General features: G+C 68.7%; 20 protein-coding genes and 2 tRNA genes. 12 read left to right on the forward strand and 10 right to left on the reverse strand.

The window, feature by feature from the left end:
* Nucleotides 1–112 precede the first annotated feature (112 nt).
* The 8 genes from ACY34J_RS00715 to rpmH all read right to left on the reverse strand — a co-directional run bounded on the left by ACY34J_RS00715 (nucleotide 113) and on the right by rpmH (nucleotide 6,042).
* The gene (locus tag ACY34J_RS00715) at nucleotides 113–1,222 is read right to left on the reverse strand and encodes a ParB/RepB/Spo0J family partition protein (RefSeq protein WP_462724287.1); all 1,110 of its coding nucleotides are present in this window, start codon (nucleotides 1,220–1,222) and stop codon (nucleotides 113–115) included.
* Entirely contained in the window at nucleotides 1,219–2,337 is a 1,119-nt protein-coding gene (locus tag ACY34J_RS00720; protein ID WP_462724369.1) for a ParA family protein, read from the reverse strand. Before ACY34J_RS00720 ends, ACY34J_RS00715 begins: the two co-directional genes overlap by 4 nt.
* 305 nt (nucleotides 2,338–2,642) lie before the next feature.
* On the reverse strand, nucleotides 2,643–3,371 hold the full coding sequence (gene rsmG, locus ACY34J_RS00725) for a 16S rRNA (guanine(527)-N(7))-methyltransferase RsmG (protein WP_462724288.1): 729 nt from the start codon (nucleotides 3,369–3,371) through the stop codon (nucleotides 2,643–2,645).
* Nucleotides 3,372–3,472: 101 nt separating this feature from the next.
* Nucleotides 3,473–3,982, reverse strand: coding sequence for a Jag family protein (locus tag ACY34J_RS00730; RefSeq protein WP_462724289.1), 510 nt, complete (start codon nucleotides 3,980–3,982; stop codon nucleotides 3,473–3,475).
* A 12-nt stretch (nucleotides 3,983–3,994) separates the two neighbouring features.
* Nucleotides 3,995–5,098 carry a membrane protein insertase YidC gene (yidC, locus tag ACY34J_RS00735; protein WP_462724290.1) on the reverse strand — a complete coding sequence of 368 codons (1,104 nt, stop codon included), beginning with the start codon at nucleotides 5,096–5,098 and terminating at the stop codon, nucleotides 3,995–3,997.
* A gap of 3 nt (nucleotides 5,099–5,101) precedes the next feature.
* Nucleotides 5,102–5,419 carry a membrane protein insertion efficiency factor YidD gene (gene yidD, locus ACY34J_RS00740; RefSeq protein ID WP_462724291.1) on the reverse strand — a complete coding sequence of 106 codons (318 nt, stop codon included), beginning with the start codon at nucleotides 5,417–5,419 and terminating at the stop codon, nucleotides 5,102–5,104.
* On the reverse strand, nucleotides 5,416–5,880 hold the full coding sequence (gene rnpA, locus ACY34J_RS00745) for a ribonuclease P protein component (RefSeq protein WP_462724292.1): 465 nt from the start codon (nucleotides 5,878–5,880) through the stop codon (nucleotides 5,416–5,418). The genes yidD and rnpA overlap by 4 nt, the downstream gene beginning before the upstream one ends.
* A gap of 24 nt (nucleotides 5,881–5,904) precedes the next feature.
* Entirely contained in the window at nucleotides 5,905–6,042 is a 138-nt protein-coding gene (gene rpmH / locus ACY34J_RS00750; RefSeq protein ID WP_003956500.1) for a 50S ribosomal protein L34, read from the reverse strand.
* Nucleotides 6,043–6,480: 438 nt separating this feature from the next.
* On the opposite strand from rpmH, the gene dnaA reads away from it, so the two are divergent.
* The 11 genes from dnaA to ACY34J_RS00805 all read left to right on the forward strand — a co-directional run bounded on the left by dnaA (nucleotide 6,481) and on the right by ACY34J_RS00805 (nucleotide 20,959).
* Nucleotides 6,481–8,370 (forward strand): chromosomal replication initiator protein DnaA, encoded by a 1,890-nt coding sequence (gene dnaA / locus ACY34J_RS00755; RefSeq protein ID WP_462724293.1) that lies wholly within the window; start codon nucleotides 6,481–6,483, stop codon nucleotides 8,368–8,370.
* A gap of 851 nt (nucleotides 8,371–9,221) precedes the next feature.
* The gene (dnaN, locus tag ACY34J_RS00760) at nucleotides 9,222–10,352 is read left to right on the forward strand and encodes a DNA polymerase III subunit beta (protein ID WP_462724294.1); all 1,131 of its coding nucleotides are present in this window, start codon (nucleotides 9,222–9,224) and stop codon (nucleotides 10,350–10,352) included.
* A 104-nt stretch (nucleotides 10,353–10,456) separates the two neighbouring features.
* Complete coding sequence (gene gnd, locus ACY34J_RS00765; protein WP_462724295.1) at nucleotides 10,457–11,335, forward strand: phosphogluconate dehydrogenase (NAD(+)-dependent, decarboxylating); 879 nt, start codon at nucleotides 10,457–10,459, stop codon at nucleotides 11,333–11,335.
* A 48-nt stretch (nucleotides 11,336–11,383) separates the two neighbouring features.
* Nucleotides 11,384–12,520, forward strand: coding sequence for a DNA replication/repair protein RecF (gene recF, locus ACY34J_RS00770; protein ID WP_462724296.1), 1,137 nt, complete (start codon nucleotides 11,384–11,386; stop codon nucleotides 12,518–12,520).
* A complete protein-coding gene (locus ACY34J_RS00775; protein WP_462724297.1) occupies nucleotides 12,517–13,083 on the forward strand; it encodes a DciA family protein in 567 nt (188 codons plus the stop codon). Before recF ends, ACY34J_RS00775 begins: the two co-directional genes overlap by 4 nt.
* A 292-nt stretch (nucleotides 13,084–13,375) precedes the next feature.
* The gene (gene gyrB, locus ACY34J_RS00780; protein WP_462724370.1) at nucleotides 13,376–15,436 is read left to right on the forward strand and encodes a DNA topoisomerase (ATP-hydrolyzing) subunit B; all 2,061 of its coding nucleotides are present in this window, start codon (nucleotides 13,376–13,378) and stop codon (nucleotides 15,434–15,436) included.
* Nucleotides 15,437–15,502: 66 nt separating this feature from the next.
* Nucleotides 15,503–18,136, forward strand: coding sequence for a DNA gyrase subunit A (gene gyrA / locus ACY34J_RS00785; RefSeq protein ID WP_462724298.1), 2,634 nt, complete (start codon nucleotides 15,503–15,505; stop codon nucleotides 18,134–18,136).
* Nucleotides 18,137–18,147: 11 nt separating this feature from the next.
* Nucleotides 18,148–18,879: a DUF3566 domain-containing protein gene (locus ACY34J_RS00790; RefSeq protein WP_462724299.1), complete on the forward strand. Its 732-nt coding sequence runs from the start codon at nucleotides 18,148–18,150 to the stop codon at nucleotides 18,877–18,879.
* Between the two features lie 73 nt (nucleotides 18,880–18,952).
* Nucleotides 18,953–19,026 (forward strand) — tRNA-Ile (locus ACY34J_RS00795).
* A gap of 153 nt (nucleotides 19,027–19,179) precedes the next feature.
* On the forward strand, nucleotides 19,180–19,314 hold the full coding sequence (locus tag ACY34J_RS00800) for a DLW-39 family protein (protein ID WP_003958712.1): 135 nt from the start codon (nucleotides 19,180–19,182) through the stop codon (nucleotides 19,312–19,314).
* 226 nt (nucleotides 19,315–19,540) lie between these two features.
* Nucleotides 19,541–20,959 carry a hypothetical protein gene (locus ACY34J_RS00805; protein WP_462724300.1) on the forward strand — a complete coding sequence of 473 codons (1,419 nt, stop codon included), beginning with the start codon at nucleotides 19,541–19,543 and terminating at the stop codon, nucleotides 20,957–20,959.
* A 1-nt stretch (nucleotide 20,960) separates the two neighbouring features.
* Here the strand turns inward: ACY34J_RS00805 and ACY34J_RS00810 are convergent, their stop codons facing one another.
* Together ACY34J_RS00810 and ACY34J_RS00815 are read right to left on the reverse strand one after the other, a co-directional pair.
* Nucleotides 20,961–22,310, reverse strand: coding sequence for a serine/threonine-protein kinase (locus tag ACY34J_RS00810; RefSeq protein ID WP_462724301.1), 1,350 nt, complete (start codon nucleotides 22,308–22,310; stop codon nucleotides 20,961–20,963).
* A 24-nt stretch (nucleotides 22,311–22,334) separates the two neighbouring features.
* Nucleotides 22,335–22,883 (reverse strand): helix-turn-helix domain-containing protein, encoded by a 549-nt coding sequence (locus ACY34J_RS00815; RefSeq protein WP_462724302.1) that lies wholly within the window; start codon nucleotides 22,881–22,883, stop codon nucleotides 22,335–22,337.
* Nucleotides 22,884–23,053: 170 nt separating this feature from the next.
* Here ACY34J_RS00815 and ACY34J_RS00820 point away from each other — a divergent pair.
* Nucleotides 23,054–23,126, forward strand: a tRNA-Ala gene (locus ACY34J_RS00820).
* The last annotated feature ends 33 nt before the right edge of the window (nucleotides 23,127–23,159 follow it).

Consider the following 23,159-nt stretch of genomic DNA (forward strand, 5'->3'; position numbering starts at 1 on the left):
CCGAACGCATCGTATCGACCCGGCCATTGCACCGATACCGCGATAAAGCAAAGGGGCGGGCCGTTCCCTCCGCTGGAATCGCGCCCGCCCCCGGTTCAAAGAGGAGATCCGGTCACTCCTCGTTGTCTTCTGCGACTTCCTCGGAGAGCCTCTGCTCCAGCACTCGCCCCTCACCCGGAGCCATAGCGCCCAGGATGCGGTCCAGATCTTCTATCGAGGCGAACTCGACGACGATCTTTCCCTTCTTCTGGCCAAGATCGACCTTAACCCGCGTCTCGAACCGGTCCGACAGCCTGGAGGCGAGATCCGTAAGCGCCGGCGACACACGAGCACCCGCCCGAGGGCCCTTGGGCTTCGGGGTCGCGCTCGCCCTCGAACCCATCAGGGTCACGATCTCCTCGACCGCCCGCACCGACAGACCCTCGGCCACAATCCGATGCGCGAGACGGTCCTGCTCCTCCGAGTCGTCGACCGACAGCAAGGCACGGGCATGCCCGGCCGAGAGCACCCCGGCCGCCACCCGTCGCTGGACGGCAGGTGAGAGCTTGAGCAGCCGGAGGGTGTTGGACACCTGAGGCCGTGACCGCCCGATGCGGTCGGCCAGCTGATCGTGCGTGCAGTTGAAGTCCTTGAGCAGCTGGTCGTAGGCCGCCGCCTCCTCCAGCGGATTCAGCTGCGCGCGGTGCAGGTTCTCCAGCAGAGCGTCGAGAAGGAGCTTCTCGTCGTCCGTCGCGCGGACGATAGCGGGGATGCGGTCCAGTCCCGCCTCGCGGCACGCCCGCCACCGCCGCTCGCCCATGATGAGCTCGTACCGCGCAGGCCCCAACTGCCGTACCACCACCGGCTGGAGCAGGCCCACCTCCTGGATGGAGGTGACCAGTTCCGCCATGGCGTCCTCATCGAAGACCTCGCGAGGCTGCCGTGGATTGGGCGTGATGGCCTCGAGAGGAAGCTCGGCGAAGTGGGCCCCGCTGAGCTGTTCCCCTTCCTCATGGGCGCTCGGTTCGTCACGATGCACCGCATCCGTTTCACGTGAAACACCATTCGGCGGCAGGGTGGTCACCTTGGCCGCCGCCACGCCGCGTTCCGGCGCGAGCACCGGCACTGCCGACGGGGAGGTGGCCCCCGTGGCCGACGCCGCGGCGGCGCCGTCCGCTCCCTGCGGAGCCGCGGGGATCAGCGCACCGAGTCCGCGGCCCAGTCCTCGACGTCGTTCACTCACTGCATCCCCTCCGACATGCTGTGCTGCTCCTGCTGTGTGTTCTGACCCGCCAGGTGCGCATGCTCCGCGTCGTACTGCACGCCCACGCCCCGCAGCGCAATCTCACGAGCCGCCTCAAGGTAGGACAGCGCCCCGCTCGAACCCGGATCGTAAGTGAGGACCGTCTGCCCGTAGCTGGGCGCCTCCGAGATACGCACCGAGCGCGGGATGCTGGTCCGCAACACCTCGCTGCCGAAGTGGGTGCGCACCTCCTCCGCCACCTGAGAGGCGAGCCGCGTACGGCCGTCGTACATCGTGAGCAGAATCGTGGAGACGTGCAGCTTGGGATTGAGGTGCCCACGCACAAGATCGACGTTACGCAGCAACTGCCCCAGGCCTTCCAGCGCGTAGTACTCGCACTGGATCGGGATCAGCACCTCCGCGCCGGCAACCAGAGCGTTGACCGTCAGCAGACCGAGCGAGGGCGGGCAGTCGATAAGGATGTAGTCCAGAGGCTGCTCGTAGGACTGGATCGCCCGCTCCAGCCTGCTCTCCCTTGCCACCAGCGAGACCAGTTCAATCTCGGCGCCCGCGAGATCGATCGTGGCAGGCGCGCAGAACAGCCCCTCCACATCCGGCACCGGCTGGACGACGTCCGAGAGCGGCTTACTCTCGACCAGGACGTCATAAATCGACGGGACCTCGGCGTGGTGATCGATCCCCAGGGCCGTCGATGCGTTGCCCTGCGGGTCGAGGTCGATCACCAGCACCCTGGCGCCATGCAGAGCGAGCGAGGCGGCGAGATTGACTGTCGTGGTGGTCTTGCCGACGCCGCCCTTCTGGTTGGCCACCACAATCACCCGGGTCTGTTCCGGCCGAGGCAGCCCTTCACCCGCTCGCCCCAGCGCTTCTACGGCCAGCTGGGCGGCACGGCCGATGGGGGTGTCATCCATGGGAGGCGGGGTTTCACGTGAAACATCCCGCCCCTCTGTTGGGGGGCCGGAGGTCACCCCCCGGTCGGGTTCGGCGGTACGGGGACCGGGGACCGGGTCGGTCATCGGGCCCGCGGTGTTGGCGTCGGACCGCACGGATTCACTCTCCTCGGCTTCAGGCTCGCGATGAACAGAGCCTGCCATGCTTTCGGGGTCACGAACCAGCGAGGCCGGTTCTCCTGTGGATGAATCCGCTTCGGAAGACTCTTTTGGCGGCTCGAAGGACGACCTCTTAGAGGGTGCGGTGTGAGAGCGCGGCGCGGCAGCCGCGCGGCTGCGGCTGATGATTCCATGCAGCAGGGAGCGACGTTTCACGTGAAACACGATGCATGGACTACCGCGCCCAACCGCCGCGACACTCCGAAATGTCTAAGTTTGGCAGCTTGTGTGGAGCACTGCCCGTCGATGCGAAGACGGCCACACGCCCACCAGTGTGATCGGCCAGCCGGTCAGCGCCGCCGGCGCGGTCCCTTCGCTGACCGTCCAGCCCGCGCCGCCTTGGCCCTCTTGGCCGCGAACCGAACCCCGCCGGGGCTTTCGCCCACCTCCACCCGCACCACCGTGGACAGCGGATCGACAACGCCGGCCCCGACGTGCAGCACCGATGTCTTGACCACGCCCAGCTTGCCGAGAGCGGCCTTCGCCGAGCGCAGCTCCTCCTCTGCGGTGTCGCCCTTGAGCGCCAGCATCTCTCCGTACGGACGCAGCAGCGGCACACCCCAGCCGGCCAGCCGGTCCAGCGGCGCAACCGCCCGCGCCGTAACCACATGGACCGGCGGCAGCGTCCCCAGCACTTCCTCGGCACGGCCCCGCACCACCGTGACGTGCTCGAGCCCAAGCAGCTCTACCACTTCCAGCAGGAAATTCGTACGGCGCAGCAGCGGCTCCAGCAGCGTGATCTGCAGATCCGGCCGGACCAGAGCCAGAGGGATACCCGGAAGCCCGGCCCCGGAACCAACATCGCAGACCGTGACCCCTTTGGGTACAGCCTCTGAGAGCACCGCGCAGTTCAGCAGGTGCCGTTCCCACAGCCGGGGCACCTCGCGGGGCCCGATCAGGCCACGCCTGACCCCCGCATCAGCGAGCAGCTCGGCGTAGCGGACGGCCTCCGGGAAGCGCTCACCGAATACCGCCTGTGCCGCCTTCGGCGCCGGAGGGAGTTCCGATGCTTCCGTCACAAGGACCGTCCTTCCGTATCAGGTTGTTGACTAGCAGGCTGACAAATGCGGCCCCGCCTGCGAGCAGGCGGGGCCGGAACAGGTCGGAACCGAACCGTGGTTCAGGCCGGGAGCACGACGACGCAGCGCTGGGGCTCCTCGCCCTCGGACTCGCTGCGCAGCCCCGCCGCCGCCACCGCGTCGTGAACCACCTTGCGCTCGAAAGGCGTCATCGGCCGGAGCTTCACCGGCTCGCCGCTGCCCTTCACATCCTCGACAGCCTTGACGCCCAGCTCCGTCAGCTCCTCGCGCTTGCGGGCGCGGTAGCCGGCGATGTCCAGCATCAGGCGGCTGCGGTCGCCGGTCTCACGGTGCACCGCGAGCCGGGTCAGCTCCTGGAGCGCCTCCAGCACCTCACCGTCACGGCCGACCAGCTTCTGCAGGTCACGGCTGGTCGTGTCACTGATGATCGAAACCGATGCCCGGTCGGCCTCGACGTCCATGTCGATGTCACCGTCCAGGTCGGCGATATCCAGCAGCCCCTCGAGGTAGTCGGCCGCGATCTCACCCTCCTGCTCAAGGCGGGTCAGGGTGTCGCCACCCTCGGTGGCAGAGGTCGTGCCTTCCGTCACTGGATGGCCTCCTTACTTCTTGGACGGGTGCTTGGGGCGCTGCTGGCCCTTGCGCTGCCCGGACTTGGCGGTACGAGAGGGGCTATCGCCCTGCTTGGCCTTGGCCTCCTCCGGCTGCTTCTTCTGCAGCGACGGCTGACCGGCCGTGCTCTGCGAAGGCGACGCCTTGGCCGGCGCCTGTGCGCCGCCGGACTGCCGCTTGGCCTTGCTCTGGCGCTTCGGCTGCTGCCGGGTCGCCCGGGCCGCGGAGGCGGCCTCACGAGCCTCGACCTCGGCCGGCTCTTCCTTCAGCTTGCCCTTGGCGCGCAGCCGCTCCTGGCGCTCCTTGTAGGCGAGGCTGCCGGGAGTGGGGTTCCGGTGGATCACATACATCTGCTGGCCCATCGTCCACACGTTGGTGGTCAGCCAGTAGACGAGGACACCGACCGGGAAGTTGATACCGAAGACGGCGAACATGATCGGGAAGACGTACATCAGCATCTTCTGCTGCTGCATGAACGGGGTCTTCACCGACAGGTCGACGTTCTTCGTCATCAGCTGGCGCTGTGTGTAGAACTGCGACAGCGACATCAGGACGATCATGATGACCGTGACCACGCGGACGTCGGTCAGGGTCGCGCCCAGCGCCTCGACCCGTTCGGCGCTGTCCATGAACTTGGACGCGATCGGGGCGCCGAAGATGTGGGCGCTTCGGGCGCTGTCGACCAGCTGCTGGTCCATGACGCCGACGGGGTGGTCACCGGCGATCTTGTTCAGCACCTGGTAGAGCGCGATGAAGAACGGCGACTGGGCCAGAATCGGGAGACAGCTCGAGAGCGGGTTGGTGCCCGTCTCCTTGTAGAGCTTCATCATCTCTTCGGACTGGCGCTGCCGGTCGTTCTTGTAGCGCTCCTGGATCGCCTTCATCTTGGGCTGGAGCGCCTGCATGTTCCGAGTCGCCTTGATCTGCTTCACAAAGAGCGGGATCAGGCAGATACGGATCAGGACCACCAGCGACACGATGGACAGACCCCAGGCCCAGCCGCTGTCCTTGTCGAAGACAAGGCTGTACAGCGAGTGGAACTGGACGATGATCCAGGAAACAGCGGTATAGAGAGGACCGAGGATCGTGTCCACGAATCAGGCTCCTTGGGCGTTGGGCTGAGTCTCGGGCTGTCCCCCCGGCGTCCCTGCGGACTGGCGGTTCCACCGACTCCGCAGACGTTGGTGCCAGACCGGGTGCTTCCGGGGAGGAACGTGGTCGACGCCACCGAGCGACCACGGGTTGCAGCGCAGGATGCGCCAGGCGGTCAAGGCTGTCCCCTTGACCGCGCCGTGCCGGTCAATGGCCGTGTAGCCGTAATGCGAGCACGACGGGTAGTACTTGCAGACCGGCCCGAGCATCGGACTGATGGTCCACTGGTACAGCTTGATCAACCACAGCAAGGGGTACTTCATCGCGGCGGCCTTCCCTCGGCGTCGCCATTGGGGTCCCGGGTACCGGTGGGAGCGCCTCCGCCGAGGCCAGAGGAAGCCGGGCGAGCGACCCCCAGCCGCTGCAGCGCAGCGTCCAGGTCGCGAGCCAGCTGGTCATGACTGGCCTCGCCGGCACCGGGCAGAGCCCGTATGACAACCAGGCTACCGGCGGGCAGCGAGGAGAGCCGATCTCGCATCAAGTGGCGCAGTCTTCGCTTCACCAGGTTTCGCACTACGGCTCCGCCCACGGCCTTGCTCACGACGAAACCCGCACGTGCCGGGGGAGCGTTCTCCCCTGGCGCGTGCGGGCCCGGACCCCTCTGCTCGCCAGAAGGGGCGCTACGCAGATGTACGACGAGAAGAGGGCGCCCGGCCCTGCGTCCTCGGCGTACCGCGGCCGCGAAGTCCTCGCGCCGCCTCAGCCGATGCTCGGTAGGCAGCACGACATGGACCTTGAGTCAGGCTGCTCAGGCCGACAGGCGCGCGCGACCCTTGCTACGGCGGGACGCGAGAATCGCGCGGCCGGCGCGGGTGCGCATGCGCAGCCGGAAGCCGTGGGTCTTCGCGCGGCGACGGTTGTTCGGCTGGAAGGTGCGCTTGCTCACTCGGGGGCTCCAGGAATGCTCGGTGTCTCATCCGAGACGTGTGTGGGGCGTCGCATGGCTGTCACCGTGCGCCCACGAGTAGCTCGCAATACGCCCGAGTGCACCGCTTTCTTGATCACTCGACGCGATCATTGCCCATCGGAGGCAGGCGGCAGCAGCCATCGACAACTCGACCTGGTTACGGTACGCGGGGCTCCGCCATCCGGTCAAACCGGCAGCCACCTGGAGACACGAGTACGTCCAAGGGCGGACCGGGGCGACCACCCGGCCACCCCTCATGGCACATTTATACACACCCTGTGGACAACGACTTGAACCACGCGCGTCGCCCTGACTACCGTGGCTGAACTCCGATTCCTTCCCGCCCGTCCCGAGAACCACACATTCGTGGGACCTGCCGGCGCCACCCCCCACCCAGCGAGTGAGAGAGCGTGCCCTGTGGCTGACGTACCTGCCGATCTTGCCGCAGTGTGGCCACGCGTGCTCGACCAGCTCCTCGGTGATGGCAGCGAGGGGGGCATCGAAGCCAAAGACCAGCGCTGGCTCAAGGACTGCCAGCCCCTGGTGCTGGTCGCCGGCACCGCCGTACTCGCCGTACCCAACGAGTACGCCAAGGGCGTCCTGGAGGGCCGTCTCTCTCCGCTGATCAGCGAGGCGCTGAGCCGCGAATGCGGCCAGCCCGTCCGGCTGGCGATCACCGTGAGCGCAGCCGACCCGGGGCCGCCCGCTCCGCAGAGCCCCGCCGCGCAGACGCCGGCCCCGGCCGCGCAGCAGCCCCAGCCGCAGCACCGCTACGAGGAGCGCCGACGTCCCGAGCCGCCGCGCGACTCCTACGACAGCTACGAGAACTACGACCCCTACGCGCGCACGGCGGACTCGCTGCCGACCGCCCGTCCCGCCTACCCCGACTACCAGCAGTCCCGGCCCGAGCCCGGCGCCTGGCCTCCCCTCACGCCCGGCGGGGGCCCGCATGGCGACGGCCGGGGGCGGGGCCCCGGGCATGACGACTACGGCTGGCAGCAGCAGCGGCTCGGCGGCTTCCCCGAGCGCGACCCTTACGCATCACCGCACAGCGACCCGCAGCAGGGCCGTCCCCCGCGCTACGACGACCCGCAGCGCGCGCAGAACGACTACCGGTCCCCCGCCGGCGACCGCCCGCCGTACGAGCAGCGCCGCGACCTGCCCGAGCAGTCGTCCGCCCGGCCGCACGGCGGCCAGGGCGGCCTCCCCGCGCCCAGTGGCGCGCCGGGTCCGCTGGCCGCACAGCCCGCCCCCGCCACGGGCCCCGGCGAACCCACCGCGCGCCTGAACCCCAAGTACCTCTTCGACACCTTCGTCATCGGCGCCTCCAACCGCTTCGCGCACGCCGCTGCGGTCGCAGTCGCCGAAGCGCCGGCCAAGGCGTACAACCCCCTGTTCATCTATGGGGAATCGGGCCTGGGCAAGACGCACCTGTTGCACGCCATCGGCCACTACGCGCGCAGCCTCTACCCGGGCACGCGCGTGCGGTACGTGAGCTCTGAGGAGTTCACGAACGAGTTCATCAACTCCATCCGCGACGGCAAGGCGGACGCGTTCCGCAAGCGCTACCGCGACATGGACATCCTGCTGGTCGACGACATCCAGTTCCTCGCGAGCAAGGAGTCGACGCAGGAGGAGTTCTTCCACACCTTCAACACCCTCCACAACGCCAACAAGCAGATCGTGCTGTCCTCCGACCGGCCGCCCAAGCAGCTGGTGACCCTGGAGGACCGGCTCCGCAACCGCTTCGAGTGGGGCCTGATCACGGATGTGCAGCCGCCCGAGCTGGAGACGCGGATCGCGATCCTGAGGAAGAAGGCGGTACAGGAGCAGCTGAACGCCCCGCCGGAGGTGCTGGAGTTCATCGCCTCCCGCATCTCGCGCAACATCCGCGAGCTGGAGGGCGCGCTGATCCGCGTCACGGCGTTCGCCAGCCTCAACCGGCAGCCGGTGGATCTCGGGCTCACCGAGATCGTGCTGAAGGACCTCATCCCCGGCGGCGAGGACGCGGCCCCGGAGATCACGGCGACGGCCATCATGGCCGAGACCGCCCAGTACTTCGGGCTGACCGTCGACGACCTCTGCGGCTCCTCCCGCAGCCGTGTCCTGGTGACCGCGCGGCAGATCGCGATGTACCTGTGCCGCGAGCTGACCGACCTGTCGCTACCGAAGATCGGCGCACAGTTCGGCGGCAGGGACCACACGACCGTCATGCACGCCGACCGCAAGATCCGTGCGCTGATGGCCGAGCGGCGCTCCATCTACAACCAGGTCACCGAACTCACGAACCGGATCAAGAACGGCTGACACGAGACGGACGGGCGCCTGTTGGCGCCGCGAAGGGCGCTTCGGGAGACGAACTCCCGGAGCGTCCTTCGTCGTTCAGCGTCCCGGTTGTTCGAGTGCGCGCCTCCGAGTGATCCTTTCTCCACAACTCCTCGGCAGACGAGCCGTCCACATCCTGGGGACCGCCGAGTTGTCCAGACTGTCTCCACAGGGACCGGCCGCCCGATGCCGTTCCCCAAGGTCAGCAGGGTGTGGAATTGTGGTCGGCGGAACTCCACAGACTGTGGACGACCGAACCGCCCACAGGGCTGCGCGGGGTTGTCCACTGCCCGCCCACAGCATTGCGTCCGTTGTGCACAGCTTCTCCACACCGTTGTCCACTGTTCGGCAACACAACACCCGCACTCACTGGGCCGAGTGAAAGGCGTCACACCAACGAGGTTGGTTGGGCTGGGGAGAAGGTGGGTAAACCTGGGGACGGTGCTGGGGAGAACGGGGCCCCTGCTGTGCACCGCATGTGCAGAACTCGGCGCCGTCCACAGCTGCGCCGAGTTGTCCACGGACGGCGCCCACAGCCCCCGTGGACAAAAAAGCTGCGTTGACCTGTACCGAAGCGGTTATCCACGGTTTCCACAAGGCCTACTACTACGACCACGTAGATCTACCGGAAAACTCGCTCGGAAACGGGCCCTGTGCACAACTCGGGCCCGGGGCGCCCGGTCCCTCTCGCACTGACTTGACCCCGAGCGGCACCGACTGTCCGTGCCGTGCGTCAGACTGGTCTCCGGCAACGTTCCCTGCCGTCGGCAGGGAGACCCCAGCCGACGAGAAGACCAGCAGGGCAAGCCAGCAACAGCAGGAGGCGGCTTACGGTGAAGATCCGGGTGGAGCGCGATGTACTCGCGGAGGCGGTGGCCTGGGCGGCCCGTAGCCTTCCGGCCCGTCCGCCGGTGCCTGTCCTCGCGGGCCTGCTGCTGAAGGCCGAGGAGAGCACGCTCAGCCTCTCCGGCTTCGACTACGAGGTCTCGGCCCGCGTCTCGGTGGAGGCGGACGTGGAGGCGGACGGCACCGTCCTGGTCTCCGGCCGGCTGCTCGCCGACATCTGCCGTGCCCTCCCCAACCGGCCGGTGGAGATCTCCACAGACGGTGTACGGGTCACCGTGCTCTGTGGCTCCTCCCGCTTCACCCTCCACACCATGCCTGTGGAGGAGTACCCGGCGCTGCCGCAGATGCCGACCGCCACCGGCACCGTCCCCGGTGAGGTCTTCGCCGCCGCGGCCGCCCAGGTCGCCATCGCCGCCGGCCGAGACGACACCCTCCCGGTGCTCACGGGCGTCCGGATCGAGATCGAGGGCGACACCGTCACGCTGGCCGCCACCGACCGCTACCGCTTCGCGGTCCGCGAGTTCCTGTGGAAGCCGGAGACCCCGGATGTCTCCGCGGTCGCCCTGGTGCCCGCCAAGACCCTCCTCGACACCGCCAAGTCGCTGACCAGCGGCGACTCGATCAGCATCGCCCTGGCCGGCTCGGGTGCGGGCGAGGGCCTGATCGGCTTCGAGGGCGCCGGCCGCCGGACGACCACCCGCCTGCTGGAGGGCGACCTCCCGAAGTACCGCACGCTCTTCCCGACCGAGTTCAACTCGGTGGCGGTGATCGAGACCGCGCCCTTCGTCGACGCCGTCAAGCGCGTGGCGCTCGTCGCCGAGCGGAACACCCCGGTCCGGCTGAGCTTCGAGCAGGGTGTGCTCACCCTCGAGGCCGGCTCGAGCGACGATGCACAGGCTGTGGAGCGGGTGGACGCCCAGCTGGAGGGCGACGACATCTCGATCGCCTTCAACCCGGGCTTCCTGCTCGAGGGCCTGAGCGCCATCGACTCCCCGGTCGCCCAGCTGTCCTTCACCACGTCCACCAAGCCCGCGCTGCTGGGCGGCAAGCCCGCGATGGACGCCGAGGCGGACGACTCGTACAAGTACCTGATCATGCCCGTCCGGCTGTCGGGCTGACGGCGCGCGCCCGAGGCCGTCGACTGAGCGCCGGGAGCCCACAGGTGAGCGCCGGACCTCCGGCGTAGGCTCGGCCACAGGTACAACGCAACGAAGGGGCACCCATGGAGCTCGGTCTCGTCGGTCTCGGCAAGATGGGCGGCAACATGCGCGAGCGCATTCGCCGCGCGGGCCACACCGTCATCGGATACGACCGCAACCCGGACCTCTCGGATGTCCACAACCTTGCGGAGCTTGTGGACAAGCTCAAGGGCCCGCGGGTCGTCTGGGTCATGGTCCCGGCCGGGGCGGCGACCCAGACGACCATCGATGAGCTCGGTGAACTGCTGTCCCCGGGGGACGTCGTCGTCGACGGCGGCAACTCCCGCTGGACGGACGACGAAAAGCACGCCGCGGAGCTCGCGGCCAAGGGGATCGGCTTCGTCGACTGCGGTGTCTCCGGCGGTGTGTGGGGCCTGGAGTACGGCTACGCGCTGATGTACGGCGGCGACGCCGAGCATGTGGCGAAGGTGCAGCCGATCTTCGACGCCCTCAAGCCCGAAGGCGAGTTCGGCTCCGTCCACGCCGGGAAGGTCGGCGCGGGCCACTTCGCGAAGATGGTCCACAACGGCATCGAGTACGGCATGATGCAGGCCTTCGCCGAGGGCTGGGAGCTGCTGGAGGCCGCGGACTCCGTCACCGATGTCCGCGAGGTCTTCCGCTCGTGGCAGGAGGGCACGGTCATCCGTTCCTGGCTGCTCGACCTGGCCGTCCGCGCCCTGGACGAGGACGAGCACCTGGAGAAGCTGCGCGGCTACGCGGAGGACTCCGGCGAGGGCCGCTGGACGGTCGAGGCGGCGATCGACCACGCCGTGCCGCTGCCCGCGATCACCGCGTCCCTGTTCGCGCGCTTCGCCTCCCGCCAGGACGACTCGCCGCAGATGAAGATGGTCGCCGCGCTGCGCAAGCAGTTCGGTGGTCACGCGGTCGAGACCAAGAAGTAACCACCACGCACGTTCAGGGAGGCCGGCGGCGCCCCGCCGCAGCGTGACATGCACGTATCGCATCTGTCGCTCGCCGACTTCCGCTCGTACGCCCGGGTCGAGGTCCCGCTCGACCCGGGCGTCACGGCTTTCGTCGGCCCCAACGGCGAGGGCAAGACCAACCTGGTCGAGGCGGTCGGCTACCTCGCGACACTCGGCAGCCACCGGGTCGCCTCGGACGCTCCGCTGGTGCGGATGGGGGCCGAGCGCGCGATCATCCGGGCGGCGGTCGTGCACGGGGACCGGCAGCAGCTCATCGAACTCGAGCTCAATCCGGGCCGGGCGAACCGGGCCCGGATCAACCGCTCCTCCCAGGTCAGGCCGCGTGATGTCCTCGGCATCGTCCGGACGGTCCTCTTCGCCCCCGAGGACCTCGCCCTGGTCAAGGGCGACCCCGGCGAGCGCCGCCGTCTCCTCGATGAGCTGATCACCGCCCGCGCGCCCCGGATGGCCGGAGTGCGCTCGGACTACGACCGCGTGCTCAAGCAGCGCAACACCCTGCTCAAGAGCGCCGCGATGGCCCGACGCCACGGCGGCCGTTCCATGGATTTGTCCACCCTCGACGTATGGGACCAGCACCTCGCCCGAGCCGGAGCCGAGCTGCTCGCCCAGCGCCTGCACCTCATAGCCGCGCTCCAGCCGCTCGCCGACAAGGCATACGCACAGCTGGCGCCGGGCGGTGGGCCGGTCGCGTTCGACTACCGGGGATCCGTAGGCGAGCGGCTCGCCGAGGCGAGCACCCGTGAGGAGCTGTACGCGCTGCTGCTCGAGGCGCTCACCGACGCGCGCAAGCAGGAGATCGAGCGCGGAGTGACGCTGGTCGGCCCGCACCGCGACGACCTGGTGCTCAAGCTGGGCCAGCTGCCGGCGAAGGGGTACGCGAGCCACGGCGAGTCCTGGTCGTACGCGCTGGCGCTGCGCCTGGCGTCGTACGACATGCTGCGCGCCGAGGGTGCCGAGCCGGTGCTCGTACTGGACGACGTCTTCGCCGAGCTGGACGCGCGGCGCCGCGAGCGGCTGGCCGAGCTGGTCGCGCCCGGCGAGCAGGTGCTGGTCACGGCCGCGGTGGAGGAGGACGTGCCGGACGTGTTGGCCGGGGCCCGCTATGCGGTATCGGGCGGCGTGGTGGAGAGGGGGGCCGTGTGAACGGGCCGAGCGAGCCGCCCACCGAGGCCGGCCGGCAGCCGGAGCCTGCCGCGAAGCCGGGGGACGGGCCCTCAGGCGTGGATCTGGCGCGGGTCGCGCTGCGCGCCGCCAAAGAGCAGGCGCGGGCGCGCGGCGCCGCTGCCCAGCAGAAGAAGCAGGCCCGCCGCGGAGGCCTGCGATCCGGTGCCCGAGCGGACGGTCGTGATCCGCTCCCGCTGGGCGCGGCGATCAGCCGATTGATCACGGAGCGGGGATGGGAGACCCCGGCGGCGGTCGGCGGGGTGATGGGCCGCTGGCCGCAGCTGGTGGGACCTGAGATCGCGCAGCACTGCGCGCCGCAGCGGTACGACGAGGACGCGCGGGTGCTGACCGTCCAGTGCGATTCGACGGCGTGGGCGACGCAGCTGCGACTGCTGGCGCCGCAGCTGGTGGCCAGGCTCAATGCCGATCTCGGTCAGGGCACCGTGAAGCTGATCAAGGTGCTGGGGCCGGGCGCCCCGCAGCGCCGTTTCGGTCCTCTGCGCGCCCCTGGCAGCAGGGGCCCCGGCGATACCTACGGGTGATGGAGCCGCACCTAAGGGTGACCGGGCTGCCCTCAGGCGAGCAAACACAAAAGGGACGTTCCTCACCGTAGCGAAGAGTTGACGCTCGGAAGCGCTGAACGCCGCTGTGAGGCTCCTGGAGCCCTGGCCCGCATATAGGGATGCGGCGGATGCCGGTTCAGGGCGGCACATGCGGACTCAGGCGCCTGCAAACCCCTATTCATGTCGGCGCTACCGGTAGACTGGTACCAATCCCGCCCACTCGCGGAACATGTCGAACGACGCAGCCGCTCCGGATGACCGGAGACGGCTCGTGCTGTGCCAGAAAGGGCGCTTCGTGGCCGATTCCGGCAACCCCAACGAGAACATCACCGCTTCCAGCACCGAGGGAGCCGCTGTCGGCTCCGCCGAGGGCTCTGCGACGACGGACAAGTCGTCGTACGACGCCAGCGCGATCACCGTCCTCGAGGGTCTGGACGCGGTCCGCAAGCGGCCCGGCATGTACATCGGTTCGACCGGTGAGCGGGGCCTGCACCACCTTGTGTACGAGGTCGTCGACAACTCCGTCGACGAGGCCCTGGCCGGGTATGCGGACACCATCGACGTCACGATCCTCCCCGATGGCGGGGTGCGTGTGGTCGACAACGGCCGCGGTATCCCCGTGGGCATTGTCCCCTCCGAGGGGAAGCCCGCCGTCGAGGTCGTGCTGACCGTCCTGCACGCCGGCGGCAAGTTCGGCGGCGGCGGCTACGCCGTGTCCGGTGGTCTGCACGGCGTCGGTGTCTCCGTCGTCAATGCGCTGTCCACCAAGGTGGCCGTCGAGGTCAAGCGGGACGGTTACCGCTGGACGCAGGACTACAAGATGGGCGTGCCGACGGCTCCGCTGCAGCGGAACGAGCCCGTCGACACCACCGGGACCAGCGTGACCTTCTGGGCCGACCCGGACATCTTCGAGACCACCGAGTACTCCTTCGAGACGCTGTCCCGGCGTTTCCAGGAGATGGCGTTCCTGAACAAGGGGCTGACCATCTCGCTGACCGACGAGCGCCCCGACCACGTCGACGAGGACGGCAGGCCGCTGTCGGTCCGGTACCACTACGAGGGCGGCATCGTCGACTTCGTGAAGTACCTGAACTCGCGCAAGGGCGAGCTGGTGCACCCCTCGGTCATCAGCATCGAGGCCGAGGACCGGGAGCGGATGCTCTCGCTCGAGATCGCGATGCAGTGGAACTCGCAGTACAGCGAGGGTGTCTACAGCTTCGCGAACACGATCCACACGCACGAGGGCGGTACCCACGAGGAAGGCTTCCGCGCCGCGCTGACCAGCCTGATCAACCGCTATGCGCGCGACAAGAAGCTGCTCCGGGAGAAGGACGACAACCTCACGGGTGAGGACATCCGCGAGGGCCTGACGGCGATCATCTCGATCAAGCTCGGCGAGCCCCAGTTCGAGGGCCAGACGAAGACCAAGCTGGGCAACACCGAGGCGAAGACGTTCGTGCAGAAGATCGTGCACGAGCACCTCAGCGACTGGCTGGACCGCAACCCGAACGAGGCCGCGGACATCATCCGCAAGGGCATCCAGGCCGCGACGGCCCGGGTGGCGGCCCGCAAGGCGCGGGACCTGACCCGCCGCAAGGGCCTGCTGGAGACCGCGTCGCTGCCGGGCAAGCTGTCGGACTGCCAGTCCAACGACCCGTCCAAGTGCGAGATCTTCATCGTCGAGGGTGACTCCGCAGGCGGCTCGGCGAAGTCGGGACGTGACCCCGAGTACCAGGCGATCCTGCCGATCCGTGGCAAGATCCTGAACGTCGAGAAGGCGCGGGTCGACAAGATCCTGCAGAACCAGGAGATCCAGGCGCTGATCTCGGCCTTCGGCACCGGCGTGCACGAGGACTTCGATATCTCCAAGCTCCGCTATCACAAGATCATCCTGATGGCGGACGCCGATGTCGACGGTCAGCACATCAACACACTGCTGCTGACGTTCTTGTTCCGCTTCATGCGGCCGCTGGTCGAGGCCGGTCACGTGTACCTGTCCCGCCCGCCGCTGTACAAGATCAAGTGGAGCAAGGACGACTTCGAGTACGCCTACTCCGACCGCGAGCGCGACGCCCTGATCGAGCTCGGCCGGCAGAACGGCAAGCGGATCAAGGATGACTCGGTCCAGCGCTTCAAGGGTCTGGGTGAGATGAACGCCGAGGAGCTGCGCGTCACCACCATGGACATCGACCACCGCGTCCTCGGCCAGGTGACCCTGGACGACGCGGCCCAGGCCGACGACCTGTTCTCGGTGCTGATGGGTGAGGACGTCGAGGCACGGCGCTCGTTCATCCAGCGCAACGCCAAGGACGTCCGCTTCCTCGACATCTGAGTCGGCCCTCCCCCGCGCTTCGGCCGGGGGACTCAAGCCGCACCTCGAAAGGATTTTTGACCAGCCATGGCCGACGAGACGCCCAACATTCCCGAGGGCCCTGCCATCCCGACGCCCGTCACACCCGAGGGCGAGCCCGCTTCTGTCGAAGGCGTGGGCCTTCGGGTCGAGTCGGTGGGCCTCGAGACGGAGATGCAGCGCAGCTATCTCGACTACGCGATGTCCGTCATCGTGTCGCGTGCGCTGCCCGATGTCCGTGACGGTCTCAAGCCCGTGCACCGCCGGGTGCTGTACGCGATGTACGACGGCGGTTACCGGCCCGAGCGGGGCTTCTACAAGTGCGCCCGCGTGGTCGGCGACGTCATGGGTACCTACCACCCGCACGGTGACGCCTCGATCTACGACGCCCTGGTCCGCCTGGCCCAGCCGTGGTCGATGCGGATGCCGCTGGTCGACAGCAACGGCAACTTCGGCTCCCCGGGCAACGACCCGGCGGCGGCCATGCGCTACACCGAGTGCAAGATGGCGCCGCTGTCGATGGAGATGCTCCGGGACATCGACGAGGAGACCGTCGATTTCCAGGACAACTACGACGGCCGTAACCAGGAGCCGACGGTTCTGCCGTCGCGCTTCCCGAACCTGCTGATCAACGGCTCGGCCGGAATCGCGGTCGGTATGGCCACCAACATCCCGCCGCACAACCTGCGGGAGGTGGCCGCCGGTGCCCAGTGGTACCTGGACCACCCCGACGCCTCGCACGAGGAGCTGCTCGAGGCCCTGATCGAGCGGATCAAGGGCCCGGACTTCCCCACCGGTGCGCTCGTCGTGGGCCGCAAGGGCATCGAGGAGGCGTACCGCACCGGGCGCGGCTCGATCACCATGCGGGCCGTGGTCGAGGTCGAGGAGATCCAGAACCGGCAGTGCCTGGTGGTCACCGAGCTGCCGTACCAGGTCAACCCGGACAACCTCGCGCAGAAGATCGCCGACCTGGTGAAGGAAGGCAAGATCGGCGGCATCGCCGACGTCCGGGACGAGACCTCCTCGCGTACGGGCCAGCGTCTGGTGATCGTGCTCAAGCGGGACGCCGTCGCCAAGGTCGTCCTGAACAACCTCTACAAGCACACCGATCTGCAGACCAACTTCGGCGCGAACATGCTCGCGCTGGTCGACGGGGTGCCGCGCACGCTGTCGCTGGACGCGTTCATCCGGAACTGGGTGACGCACCAGATCGAGGTCATCGTCCGGCGGACGAAGTTCCGGCTGCGCAAGGCCGAGGAGCGGGCCCACATCCTGCGCGGTCTGCTCAAGGCCCTGGATGCCATCGACGAGGTCATCGCGCTGATCCGGCGCAGTGAAACGGTCGAGATCGCGCGCGGTGGCCTGATGGACCTGCTGGACATCGTCGAAATCCAGGCGAACGCGATCCTCGAGATGCAGCTGCGCCGGCTGGCGGCTCTGGAGCGGCAGAAGATCCTCCAGGAGCACGACGAGCTGCAGGCGAAGATCCAGGAGTACAACGCGATCCTCGCCTCGCCTCAGCTGCAGCGGCAGATCATCAGTCAGGAGCTGACGGCGATCGTCGAGAAGTTCGGCGACGACCGGCGCAGCAAGCTGGTGCCCTTCGACGGCGACATGTCCATGGAGGACCTGATCGCCGAGGAGGACATCGTCGTCACCGTCACGCGTGGCGGCTATGTGAAGCGCACCAAGACGGACGACTACCGTTCGCAGAAGCGCGGCGGCAAGGGCGTACGCGGCACGAAGCTGAAGCAGGACGACATCGTCGACCACTTCTTCGTGTCCACCACGCACCACTGGCTGCTGTTCTTCACCAACAAGGGCCGGGTCTACCGGGTCAAGGCCTACGAGCTGCCGGACGCGGGCCGCGACGCGCGCGGTCAGCACGTCGCGAATCTGCTGGCCTTCCAGCCGGATGAGCAGATCGCGCAGATCCTGGCGATCCGGGACTACGAGGCGGCCCCGTATCTGGTGCTGGCCACGAAGTCCGGCCTGGTGAAGAAGACGCCGCTGAAGGACTATGACTCGCCGCGCTCGGGCGGTGTCATCGCCATCAACCTGCGGGAGATGGAGGACGGCCGCGAGGATGAGCTGATCGGTGCGGAGCTGGTCTCGGCGGCGGACGATCTGCTGCTGATCAGCAGGAAGGCGCAGTCGATCCGGTTCACCGCGTCCGATGAGGCACTGCGGCCGATGGGCCGCGCGACCTCCGGTGTGAAGGGCATGAGCTTCCGAGACGGTGACGAACTCCTCTCGATGAATGTCGTCCGGCCCGGTACGTTCGTGTTCACCGCCACCGACGGTGGATACGCCAAGCGGACGAACGTCGACGAGTACCGCGTCCAGGGCCGTGGCGGCCTCGGTATCAAGGCCGCCAAGATCGTGGAGGACCGTGGTTCGCTGGTCGGCGCTCTGGTTGTCGAGGAAGGTGATGAGATCCTCGCGATCACGCTGAGCGGTGGTGTGATCCGGACACGGGTCAACGAGATCAGGGAGACGGGCCGTGACACCATGGGCGTCCAGCTGATCAACCTGGGCAAGCGCGATGCCGTGGTCGGCATCGCCCGGAACGCCGAGGCCGGCCGTGAGGCTGAAGAGGTCGAGGAAATGGCCGACGCAGCAGCAGAAGCCCAGGCCGAGGCCGAGGCGGCCGAGGGCACGGAGCCCGCGGCCGAGATCTGAGGGAGTAGACCGTGAGTGGAGCCACGGGCACCGAGTCGGGCGGACCGGCAGCCGAGGGGAACTACCCCTCGGGGTCTCCGGCCATGACAGGGAGCGCCCGTGGCTCCGCCGGCGCGGGCGGCGCGCCGCAGGACGGTGCACGTCAAGGTGATTCCCAAGGTGGGGGGACGACGGTGACGGACATGCGTCAGCCACAGCCACAGCCATATCCGCAGCAGCCGCCGTATCCGCAGGCGCAGCCCGCGCAGCCGTACCACCCGCCGCAGGCCTACCCGGCGCCGGGGAGCGGTGCACAGGACACCGGCGGGCAGGCGGCCGGGCAGATTCCCCAGCAGGCGGTGCGACGGCCGCGTACGGGCGCCGGTACGACGCCGCGTACGCGCAAGGCGCGGCTGCGGGTGGCCAAGGCGGACCCGTGGTCGGTGATGAAGGTCAGCTTTCTGCTCTCCATAGCGCTGGGGATCTGCACGATCGTGGCGGTCGCGGTGCTGTGGATGGTGATGGACGCCATGGGTGTGTTCAGCACTGTCGGCGGGACCATCAGCCAAGCGACCGGGTCGAATGCAGGCGGTTTCGATCTGGAGCAGTTCCTGTCGCTGCCGCGGGTGCTGATGTTCACGTCGATCATCGCGGTGATCGACATTGTCCTGGCCACCGCGCTGGCGACGTTGGGTGCCTTCATCTACAACTTCTCGGCAGGCTTCGTGGGTGGCGTGGAGCTCACGTTGGCCGAGGACGAGTAGGCCCCTACCAGGAGCGCTCGTTAGCGCGATTTTGGGACCTGGGCGAGTGTGCGCTAACCTTTCGGTGCAGCGCGGGGCTATAGCTCAGACGGTTAGAGCGCTTCCCTGATAAGGAAGAGGCCACAGGTTCAAGTCCTGTTAGCCCCACCGCGGTGATCGGCCCGGATGGAGATTCTCTGTCCGGGCCGATTCGTTTGTCCGTTCAGGCAGTTGCCGCCGCATAGGTCACCAATCGGTATCGGCCGGTGTGTATAGTCGGGCGCCAGAGGTCTCCTAGTCACAGAAAGACGAGGTCGCGCGGTGAAGAAGCTTCTCCTGGTCGCACTGGCCGCCATCGGCGGGCTCCTCGTGTACCGCCAGATCCAGGCGGATCGCGCCGAGCAGGATCTGTGGACGGAGGCGACCGACTCCGTGCCCGCAGGTTCTGGTGTGTGAGACGAACAGTCCTTGACGGGCCCCGGCTGCTGTGCGGCCGGGGCTTCGTGCTGTCGCGGGGCCGAGCGGGCTCCTGAATTCGCGTTAGCACTGCATTTCCTTGCGGAAGCAAAGTTTTGTCGCAGTGTCTGGAGCGCACGGGCGACCAGCTGTGAGGGCGGACTACGCCGGAGGCCTTCCGGCAGGATGGACCGGCCCGGGGGCCGATGACGACGAGGGGGCGTGCATGGGGCGGCGCAGCAGGGCGTGGACCGGCTTTGCCGCAGTGGCGGCGATATGCCTGCTGGCGGCGTTTCCGGGGCCGGCGCCGGCCGCGGCTGAGGACGGCTCGCAGGGCTTGCCGGCATACAAGACTGCCCCCGATGCGAAGGCTGTGCCCGGCGCGAAGAGCAGGGCCGACGCCGAAAACCTGGTCCCCGGCATCTACACCGGCACCATCGGCCCCGGAGACACGCTGTTCTACGGCATTGCCCTGGACGCGCACTCCAGCGCCTTCGTGTCGGCTGTGGCCGCGCCGGAGCCGGGCAGCTCGGTCGACTACGCCGACAGCATCTCCGTGTCCTTGCAGAGCAGGAACGGAATCAGATGCGACATCGGCGCCGCGACGTTCGGTGTGAGCAGGCAGGCGCGGCCGATCGCCGACTACGCCGCTCGTGTCGTCCGTCCCCGTGCGAACTGCCGGCAGGCGGGCCAGTACTACGTGCGGGTGGAGCGTAAGAGCGATATGACATCCGACCACCGCCGCTGGCGCATCGAACTGCGCTATATGTCCGAGCCGGGGGTGCTGGGCGGGTCGACGGCGCCGCCGGGCCCGGACTGGAACTCCGCGCCCCCGACCCCGCCGAGGGGCGAGGGGCAGCTCCGCCGTGGCGGAACCGGCTTCAACGACGCCCGGGCGCTGAAGGCCGGGGCGTGGAGGGACAGGCTGAGGCCGGGTGAGACCCGGTTCTACAAAGTGCCGCTCGACTGGGGCCAGCAGCTGACCGTCACCGGCGAGCTGGCCGAGGCGGCGAAGACCGGGAGCCGTGGGTTCGCGATCAACGGCATGGGGCTCGAGCTGTACAACACCGCGCGCGGACTCGTCGACGGGCGCTCCCTCGGATACGACGGCCGGCGGAAAGCCGTCTCCCTGGGGCCGACGGCCCCCGTCGCGTACAACAACCGGTTCGTCGTCTCCGCCAAGGTCAGCGGGATGCGCTTCAGCGGCTGGTACTACCTCGCGGTGAGCCTCCATCCGGACGTCGCCAAGTTCACGAACGGAACCGTGCCGCTGACCCTGCGGCTCAATGTCACGGGCACGCCGAAGCAGGGGCCTCGATACGACGGCAATGCGGAAGCGGCCGGGTTCGGCGTCACCGAGGGAGACAGGGAGGCGGCGCAGAAGGGGCATACCGCCGCGGACAGCGCCCACAGCAACGCGCTGCGGATCGTCGCCGCGGCGGCGTTCGGGGCCGGTACGGCCCTGCTGCTCGGGCTGGGAGTGTGGGCGCTGCTCGCGCGGCGACGTGCGTCGGCCGCCGGGGCCGCCGTGCCCCAACAGCCCTGGCCGTCGGCTCAGGACGAACAACCCTCGTACAGCGGGGAGTCGCGGCGCGACCGGCAGCCGCAACAGGATCCACGGTACGGGCCGCCGCCCGGCTGGTGACTCAGCTCGCCGCCAGCGCCCAGAAGCCGACCGCGAAGCACAGCAGCGCCACGACCAGCACCGGGACGGCCACCTTGGGGGGTGGTCCCGGTCGGCGATGCCGGGCGCCGGAGCGCGCCAAGCCGGGGGCGGGAACCTGCGGGTCTCCAGCGGTGTATGGACGAGTGGAAGCGTCATCGCGCTGCGCCACGGACGCCGGAGTGGGGGGACCGGCGGAATCCGGCGCGGCTATGGGGATGGGGGCGGACGGATGCGATGTCTGGGGCGTGTGGGCCGGTGGTGGGGGAGTCTGCGGAGCGGGGGTGGGCGTGTGTGTCGGCGCGTACGGGGGTGGCGTCGGGGTGCTCGGGTGTTCGGGCTGTGGCATCGGGCGCTGCGCGGGAGGAGCGAGGGGGAAGCTTCCCGTGTCCGACATCGACGGCTCGTACGGCGCGGGCGGGGCCGTGTAACCGTCACTGACCGGTCGGCCGGAGGTCGGACCGTCCGGGCCGAAGCCTTCGGGAAGCGGCCCGAGGTGGTCGAACACCTCGACCGCCTCCTCCTCGATGGTGGTGTCGGGCAGCATCTCGGCTGCGGCGGCGAGGGCCTTGCGGGCTCCCGTGGCGGTACGGAAACGCATCAGCGGGTCCGGCTGCAGAAGGCCGGCCAGCACCTGCCACAGCGGCTCCGCGATGCCCTCGGGCGCGCTTGGCACACCATGCAGCTCGAAGTGGTCGACCAGCGCCTGGGCGTCGGGTTTGGAGCCGGTCAGCAGATACAGGGCGACCAGGCCCACGGCGAACAGGTCCGCCGGGAAGTCCGGCTCCATGCCGGTCAGCTGCTCGGGAGCGAAGTAACCAGGTGTTCCCACCACATGGTTGGCGTCGGTGAGCCGGGGCTCACCCTTGCGCATCGCGATACCGAAGTCGGACAGCCGCAGATGCGGCCGTGCGGTTCCGGTGGCCTCCAGAAGGATGTTGGCGGGCTTGATGTCACGGTGCACCACTCCCTCGGAGTGCACCGCGGTGAGACCGGCCAGCAGCTGGTCCAGCAGCGTGCAGACGAAGCGGGGCGGGAGTGGACCGTAGTCCCCGATGAGGTGCGCGAGCGAGCCGCCCCTCACCAGGTCCATGGTGAACAACACCTTGTCGTCGTCCGCGGCCCAGCTCGCCGGGGCCAGGACGTGCGGATGGTCGATACGCAGAGCCTGCTCGCGCACGAACCGCAGCAGCGAGTGCGCATCGCTCTGCTGAAGGACCTTGGCGGCGACATAGCGCTGCCGCCGGTGGTCCCAGGCTCGCCAGACGGCGCCCACCCCGCCGCGGCCGATCGGGTCGACCAGCTCGTACCTGCCGGCGAAGACCTCACCCATCGCGCCGCGCCCGCCCCCTGCCGCTCAGCTCTGGTGCGCCTCGTAGTGGGCCACCGCCTCCGCGGTCCGCCCGGCGCCGTACACCCTGAGGAACTCTGCCAGTTCCGGCTGGGCCCCGGCGAGTACGTCCGCCGCTTCGAGAATGTCCCCGGCGGACGCCACCGACCGCAGCAGCGACTGGATCTCGCGGACCACACGCCGCACGGTGGGCGCACCGGAGCTGGAGGTGGTCTGGGAGCCCGTGCTGAGCACGGATCCGCCCGAGCTCCTCTTGATCTCCTCCATGCGGTCCGCAGCCTCGGCCGCGCTGACGCTCCCGTCCGCGACCTGGCCGGCCAGGTCCTGGAGCGCCTGGACCCGCTGTACGACCGCCGGATTGCCGATCTTCGCCCGCTGGCCGCTCATCAGCTGCGACAGCATCGGAGCCGACAGGCCGAGCACCGCGGCCAGGCGTGCCTGGTTCAGCCCCAGGTCGTCGATCAGGCGGCGGAAGAGGGCCCCCAGGGGCTCGCCGTACCAGCTGCGCTGCAGCTCCCGGGCTCTTGCGGTGGCTTCCTGCTGCGCTGCATCCATGGCGACTCCCCTTCGCTGCTGCTTCGCTGCTGCGAACCTCGCGCGACATCCTATGGAGCGCGACAGCCGATCGGGAGTCTTATCCTTTTGCGAGATCCACGCGGATACCCGGTACTCTGGTCTGCGGCAAACGCCGGTCAGCATGCTGCACCGGCGGATCCACCATCCTCGGGGCCTTAGCTCAGTTGGTAGAGCGCTGTCTTTGCATGGCAGATGTCAGGGGTTCGACTCCCCTAGGCTCCACCCCGAAACGCCGAGCGGCGGGAGACACGAGGT

Source organism: Streptomyces sp. HSS9-12, assembly GCF_054963655.1.